Origin of the sequence: Chroococcidiopsis sp. CCALA 051, from assembly GCF_003015105.1 — a bacterium.
GTDB classification, from domain to species: domain Bacteria; phylum Cyanobacteriota; class Cyanobacteriia; order Cyanobacteriales; family Chroococcidiopsidaceae; genus Chroococcidiopsis; species Chroococcidiopsis thermalis.
This window is the reverse complement of the sequence record NZ_PYCI01000073.1, coordinates 23956-31189: the sequence shown is the minus strand read 5'-3', so window position 1 is coordinate 31189 and position 7234 is coordinate 23956. Positions and strand designations below refer to the sequence as shown.

The window sequence follows — 7234 nt, the reverse complement described above, 5'->3', positions numbered from 1 at the left end:
CCTTACCCAAGTAGGTTTAGCAAGCATATTCACCGTTCCCAGCGTCAATCTGGAGTCAAAACCCGCCCTTACCCAAGTAGGTTTAGCAAGCATATTCACCGTTCCCAGCGTCAATCTGGAGTCAAAACCCGCCCTTACCCAAGTAGGTTTAGCAAGCATATTCACCGTTCCCAGCGTCAATCTGGAGTCAAAACCCGCCCTTACCCAAGCAGAGAGTAATTACAAATTCGGAATTCCGAATTCCGAATTCCGAATTCCGAATTCCATTGTCTCCCAGTCCTTTTTTAGCCAATTTCCACTTGATGCGGAATTGAACTCTGGTCGGGCTTGGCTTTACTCTTTTTCAAGTCAGTTTTGGCTTCCGCCACCAAGTCCTGAAAAGATTCTGATGCTTCAGCTACGGTACTTTGAGCCTTGTCATAAGCATCTAACATCCAAACCATACCCGTTTTCGCTAAGGATTTGGATGACTCTGACAAAGAATTACCTACAGCTGAATTAGACCCTCCCATAGCAGAACCTACGACACCAACTACAGGTGCTAGGGCTAATGCTCCTAAACCAATCCCTGCTGCTGTTAACGGTTCTAGTCCTAGCAATAAAGCTTCTAGTTCAAGCATGTTGATTCAGTTTCCAATAAAGAACAATTGCAACTCGTACCGGACGCAACGACTACCTCATGCCTATCGTAGGAAGCGATCGCGCTAAAGCTATTTGTCACTCGTTATTAGCTATTTGCCTAGATCGATGACCGACAGCAGATAACTAATAACCAACAGCTGCTAATCGCTCTGAGTGCGAAAGACAGTCGTTATCTCTGAATTTGGGTCACAAGAGCAAAATGTATTTGCACTCAATCCAACTCTGTCACCCTACGTAGCTTCTAAAACTCAATTTTGATGATAGCAGGAATAACACAAATCTAATTGAACTACTTCAAAGATTTTTAAAAAAGTTAATTGAACCTGAGTTAATACTATAATTTAATTTTCTTAATCTAAGTTATTAAATCTTAGAACATCTGTTATTGAAAAGTAACTCCACGTACCTGAGCGATCGATAAAATTCAAAACAATTGAAAAATTTGAACTGTTCAATAACTTTACATGCGATCGCTGCCAACTGTTCTTCAGCTTCGGATTATCCGTAACTTAATCGTGTTTTTCACTCTATTCATTTTGCAGCTCGATCTCGTCTAAGCCTTGATATACGAGGAGTTCGTCGTAGTCTTCCGAGCGATCGGCTCTATAACTAACAACAACTTTTAATCCACGATCTTTTAAAACTTCTACTAATTCGCTAAACTTATCTGGTCTAGTGTAAATCTTAAACATTACTGCTTCCATATGACTTTGCCTCCTTTAGTATTATTTTTTAAATTGATTTATTTAACAAGTAATCTAACCAAAGTCAGAAATTTTAACTCCATGAACTAGTGGTTTGGCAAAGCTAATGAATGAGTTAAAGCTAAATTATTGTTTTTCTTTTCTCCTGCTTATGAGTGATATTGTTTATAATTAACATGGACGATCGCTCTGTTCGACAATTATTTAATTATCGAACAATTTTGTCGATTTGAGAAATATTAATCAACTAAAATCTGTCATTTTTTCTGATTATTTGGATTGAATTTTATATATACAACTGTCTAGCTTGAAATTATCCAAGCAGCTAGCAGTAAGCGTTACAAGCTTGTTTTCACCTATAACACACCCTCTAAGCAAACTGAGTCATCACTGCTTGCAATCGAATATATTAGTGAAACCAATGTATAAAATTGAAATTTGCGATTTATACTAAATCTAAACAAAGTCTTAAAAAAAATCTTGAGTAGGCAAAGCAACTCTTATAGTAACGATAGACTAAGACTTAGTAAGTTTTCTTCCCGGAGTGTTAGCTGAACAAAACAATTAGCAATAAAATTTCTAAAACTTTATGTTTCTCTCTCACACTGTAGGTAGGCTTTTTGTCTGTATCTCTACTCGTGCGATCGCCTGACTTGGCGAAGTCGGTGCAACTTAGCAAGAATAGTTTACACTCATCAATTCAAAGCCATTTAGATAGAGTTCTCGATCGCGAAGTTGCAACTATGCCTATTCTGAATATAATAGTCATGATAGGGAGGCAACACATGCCTGTCCAAAGGCAGAGGAAACAAAATTTTCTTTGAAGTAAAAAAGATAAATATCTGGCAAAACTATATTGATAGCGGGTTTTAACAAATGAATAGAATGCCAGTCTCAGTAATCGACGCGGCTCGAAAAGAGTTTAATTATACAGAGCTAGAAGCAGAAATCTCTCAATTTGTGCGACAGCAAACGGGAGAAATCCAAGCCCTGGTGAAACGCACTGCCCAAGATATTATCGAAATCGGGCAGAAGCTTAATGCCGTAAAAGATAAATTGAAGCACGGACGCTTTATTGATTGGATTGAGGCAGAATTTCATTGGAGCTATCCAACTGCGGCGAGATTCATGCAAGTTGCCGATCGCTTTGGCAACCAAATCTATCAAATTGATAAATTTGCTCCGTCGGCAATGTACGAGCTAGCAGCGCCGTCAACTTCAAAACAAGCGATAGAAGAAGCGATCGCCCTAGCTGCATCGGGGGAAAGCATTACCTACTCGAAAGCGAAAGCACTCAAAAAAAAATACAAGGTTTCTTCGGCAAAGCCAAAGTTAGAAGCTCAATCCACAGTTAGCGAAACCGATCCAAGCAGTCATCAGGCAGTTTCGGCACAAACATCGCTATTATCCCCTCAAGTGGAGATCGTTGAAACAAAGCCTAACACTGTAGCGCGTTTATCTCCCAACCAAGCAAGCAGGAACAGGAAAAGTCCAACTAGCCAGCCGGAAGTTTGCTGGCACTTAGCCAAAGATCACATCTTATATTGCGACGAGCCAAATTCTCCTGCACTCCGTCAACGGCTGCCAGAAAAGCTAAAACTTCTGCTTGCTTTTCCGCCAGTTCCCAATTGGCAGACAGATATTCCCGCAGATACGCGGATCATTGCCACGCGATATTTACCTAAAGGTAAGAATTCCGAACTACTGGAAAACACTTTAGAAGCATTACTCGATCTCTATACGGAAGTGGGAGAGACAGTCGCAATTTGTTATTTGCCTTTTCCTAAAATCTTAGATGTTTTGAATCGATTTGAACGGCGGGGAATCTTGGTAGAGCCAGATCGCCAGCAAGTACATGAGATCGTTTCTTACTGGAAGAAAGGCTGGAAGAAAGGCGAGACGAAAGTGAAAGAAGTGAGTTTGTGAAAGAAGTCAGAAGCCAGAATTCAGGAGATGGAAGTTAATTTGGCTAACGTTACGTGAAGCAAAAGTTACAAAAAAGAGTTAAAAATGGCAAAATTTCAGGATATTTTTAGCTTTACTTAACATAACGCAGCTTAGAAACGAGAAAATTCTCAGAAATTCTGTGGCGTGAGTGAGGGCGATCGCCAAAAAAATTCCGCTGAACTCTCAGCAAAGCGATCGCCTAAAAGCTAATCAAATTCAAGCTATAACTTTTTCAAACGCGGGATCGAACCAATAACTAATGCAGGCTTCAGAGTCGAATTAATCGATTTAATTGTGGTTTACAAAAGTTTTTTGTTTATTCTGGAAATTTCATAGTAAGCTTTAGAAGAACTCTAAATGCACTCGCTGTAGCACTGTAAAGCTGAACTATAACGCGAGGTCAATGTCTGATTTTTGTCGATCGCCCATATTTTCTATTCGTCCTGGTGAGCTGACGGATCGGGGCAGCATCCAGTTGTTATCAACTGCGAATACCTCAGTTAGTAGAGGTTTCAGCTTGACATCTACAATGTCTAAAAATTACCCATACAGCTTATATCTGGCAAGTAATGCCTCACAATTGTGTGGTTTGGTATGCGGGCAATCGTAGTGAATTGTGGATTTTACCGCCCCATTCATTAGCAAGCCTCAGCAAACTCAGTATTGCAGGATAAATGCAAGGTATTAGCCAGGGTTTGGAATAACTAAAATTTTGTGTTTTGTCAGCCACTTTGGAGATAACTGTTTGTCATGATTGCTACAAGCGTTACTAATGATTTGACTCCTACGGTTGCTGCGGTTGAACCAACGATTCAAATCGAAAACATCCATTACCAAGTTGTTCACTGGACTGAGGGACGTTTTCGGATTCGCATCCCCAGACTGGCAGACGATCCAGAATATGTTGGCAAGCTTCATTACTTAGTTGACGGGCTAGATTTTGTCAGCGATGTTCAGCTTAACCCAGCCTCTCGCTCGTTGACTGTAGAGTATGACTACGAAGCTAGTGCCAAAGCGATCGCGATCGTTCAAGAAAGGCTATTCAGTGCAATTCAAACAGCGCCGCAAGTAGAAGTTCCCATAGGATGGACACCAAAAACAGAGGAGGAAAAAGCTAGTAACGAAGTAGACTTCGTAGAACGGTTAGCTTTTCCTGCGGCTGGTTTAGCACTCTCTGTAGGCGCGATGATAGGCTTACCAATTCCAGGGTTTGTTATTGCTGGCGTAGTATTTGTCGGTGCTATCCCTGTCTTTAAACGAGCCTGGGAAGCAATCCAACAAGACAGACAATTGACAATCGACTTCCTCGATGGTTTGGCACTGAGCTTGCATACTTTGCAAGGTCACTACTTTGCACCATCGTTCATGCTCGGTTTAGTCGAAGGCGGTGAGGCGATCCGAGACTTGACAGCTCGCGGTAGCGAAAGAGCTAACCTCGACCTACTCGACTGTTTGAGTAAGACGGCATTCGTCATTCGTGACGGACAAGTCGTAGAAATTCCCACAGCTGAAGTGGTAGTAGGCGATCGCATTATTGTCTATCCTGGCGACCAAATTCCGGTTGATGGGAGTATCATCAGCGGCACTGGCATTATCGACCAATGCAAATTAACAGGTGAATCAGTCCCCGTTACCAGACGCGAAGGTGAAGAAGTATTTGCTTCCACCCTATTAGTTGACGGGACATTAACAATTGATGCCGAGCGCGTCGGTAACAACACCCGCGCAGGCGTGATTGTCAACTTAATGCAAGCCGCACCAGTACACGATACCAGAGTTGAAAACTATGCGGCAATGGTAGCCAACCAAGCCGTTCTTCCCACTCTGGCAATTGGTGCTGGTGTCGGTCTAATGAGTGGCGATCTGAATCGTGCCGTTGCTCTGTTAACTTTAGACTTTGGTACGGGCATTCGCGTATCAGTACCGACCACGATCTTATCGGTTCTGACTTACACAGCTCGTAACGGCGTCTTGATCCGCAGTGGTCGAGCCATTGAAATTCTTGCCCGCATCGATACAGTCGTCTTCGATAAAACGGGAACCCTAACTGTCGGTCATGCTGGTGTCAACGACATCGACATCATGGACGATCGCTTTACTAAAGATGATGTTTTGTGCTTGGCTGCAACCGCCGAACAAGGATTGACGCACCCAATCGCCGAGGCAATCGTCCATAACGCCAAAGATAAAGGCATAGCGCTGAAAGAATGCGAAGAGTGGGAATACAAAGTCGGTCTGGGTGCAGCAGCCAAAATCGACGGAATGCAAATCATCGTCGGCAGTCCGCGCTTCATGAACCAAGAGAACGTTTCTCTGGATGAATACGATCGCAGGTATCCCGATGCTAAATCCGGCGGACAATCTCTAGTTTACATTGCAGGCGACGGCAAACTCATCGGTGTAGTCCGCTACAGCGACCCAGCTCGCGAAGAAAGTCGGGAAGTCATTGCCGAACTGAAGCGTATGGGTATTACTGCTTACATGCTCAGTGGTGACGTATCGCGAGTCGCGAAAGCCGTTGCTGGTAACTTGGGTATGAATCCTGACAACATCTATGCTGAAGCATTCCCAGAGCGCAAAGTCGAAGTTGTGAAGTCCCTGCATGACAGTGGCAAGACAGTTGCTTTCTGCGGTGACGGAATCAACGACTCAGCCGCACTCGCTTACGCCGATGTTTCGATCTCATTTGCTGGGGCAACGGATATTGCTAGAGAAACCGCCGATGTCGTGTTGATGGAAGACGACCTGCGCGGCTTACTGATGGCAATTAAGGCAGCAAGACAGGCGATGGATATCATTTGGCAAAACACGGCGATCGTTGCCGTTCCTAACCTTGGCGCATTGGTCTCAGGTATCTTCTTCGCGCTCGATCCACTACTTGCTGTTGTGATCAACAACGGTACGGCTATCCTTGCCGAACTGAATGGCTTGCGTCCGTTGATGGGACCTGGAATGGAAATTCCCGCACTCACCGGAGCCAAGGCAGTACCTCAAGAAGCAATCGCCGCTCCGTCAGAAACATCCACTCCAGTAGTTAGTGCAACTCCAATTGTCGAGTCGAAACCACAGCCAGCTCAGGAAGACATTGCAACTTCAATTGTCGAGTCGAAACCGCAGCTTGCTGAGGAAGTCAGTGTAGCGATCGCGCCTGAAACGAATGGCAACGGACACTATACAAACGGCAATGGCAACGGACACTATACAAACGGCAATGGCAATGGTAACGGCAAGCATCCAGCAGTAGAAACGGCGATCGAGCTAGAAATGTCGAAGAAACCATCACCTCTAGGTCATTTAAAGCAGAGCGACTTAGCAAGACGTTTGGGTATGTCTCCTCAAACCCTGACATACCGCAGATCGAGAACTGATTTCGTTGAATGGAGCATGACCAAAGATCCAGAAGGTGTTGCATGGCTCTACGAACCAGGTTCGAGGTACTTCTACACGGTTGAATTCGACAACTCCAACGCCCAGCAAGAACAGCTAGTTACAGCAGGAGTGCGCTAATGTTTGAACAAATTCAATTGGGAGAAAAGCCCAAGTTCGACTCTAACGTATACGCTGCCTACGATCGCGCTCTTGCTTACGATGAGTTAATTGCCGAGGCATGGGACGGACGCAACCTAGCAGATGCCGATGCCGAGCATGACTCTCACCATACGCTGAATGAGTACCACGCCGCCTACAAAAATCAAAATGGCGAGTATTATATCTACTCATTCACCCACATTGGCTACATACCGGCGATCGCGGTGACGGCGGAAAAACTCGAAAGAGCGCACGCTGCCGAACCCGAATCGATCCATGTCGAACATTGTGGTTGGCACGACAGCGACAACCCACAAGCAAGAGCAATGGAGTGGTGGAATAGTCATGTCATTGCTCACCTTGCTAGTCGTGTTGTTCCACAACCAACGTAGTTTAATGTCCGTAGAGACGTT

5 protein-coding genes are annotated in these 7234 nt (G+C 44.2%); 3 read left to right on the top strand and 2 right to left on the bottom strand.

Annotation, left to right across the window (positions count from 1 at the left end; all coding sequences use genetic code 11):
- Positions 1-284: 284 nt before the first annotated feature.
- Together C7Y66_RS17995 and C7Y66_RS31185 are read right to left on the bottom strand one after the other, a co-directional pair.
- Positions 285-620 carry a DUF5132 domain-containing protein gene (locus tag C7Y66_RS17995; RefSeq protein WP_106546646.1) on the bottom strand — a complete coding sequence of 112 codons (336 nt, stop codon included), beginning with the start codon at positions 618-620 and terminating at the stop codon, positions 285-287.
- Positions 621-1169: 549 nt separating this feature from the next.
- Complete coding sequence (locus tag C7Y66_RS31185) at positions 1170-1346, bottom strand: hypothetical protein (RefSeq protein ID WP_015155674.1); 177 nt, start codon at positions 1344-1346, stop codon at positions 1170-1172.
- An 876-nt stretch (positions 1347-2222) separates the two neighbouring features.
- Between C7Y66_RS31185 and C7Y66_RS17990 the strand changes: the two genes are divergently transcribed.
- The 3 genes from C7Y66_RS17990 to C7Y66_RS17980 all read left to right on the top strand — a co-directional run bounded on the left by C7Y66_RS17990 (position 2223) and on the right by C7Y66_RS17980 (position 7213).
- Complete coding sequence (locus C7Y66_RS17990; RefSeq protein ID WP_106546645.1) at positions 2223-3272, top strand: DUF3102 domain-containing protein; 1050 nt, start codon at positions 2223-2225, stop codon at positions 3270-3272.
- A gap of 771 nt (positions 3273-4043) precedes the next feature.
- A complete protein-coding gene (locus C7Y66_RS17985; protein WP_015155672.1) occupies positions 4044-6800 on the top strand; it encodes a heavy metal translocating P-type ATPase in 2757 nt (918 codons plus the stop codon).
- Entirely contained in the window at positions 6800-7213 is a 414-nt protein-coding gene (locus tag C7Y66_RS17980; protein WP_106546644.1) for a hypothetical protein, read from the top strand. Before C7Y66_RS17985 ends, C7Y66_RS17980 begins: the two co-directional genes overlap by 1 nt.
- Positions 7214-7234 lie beyond the last annotated feature (21 nt).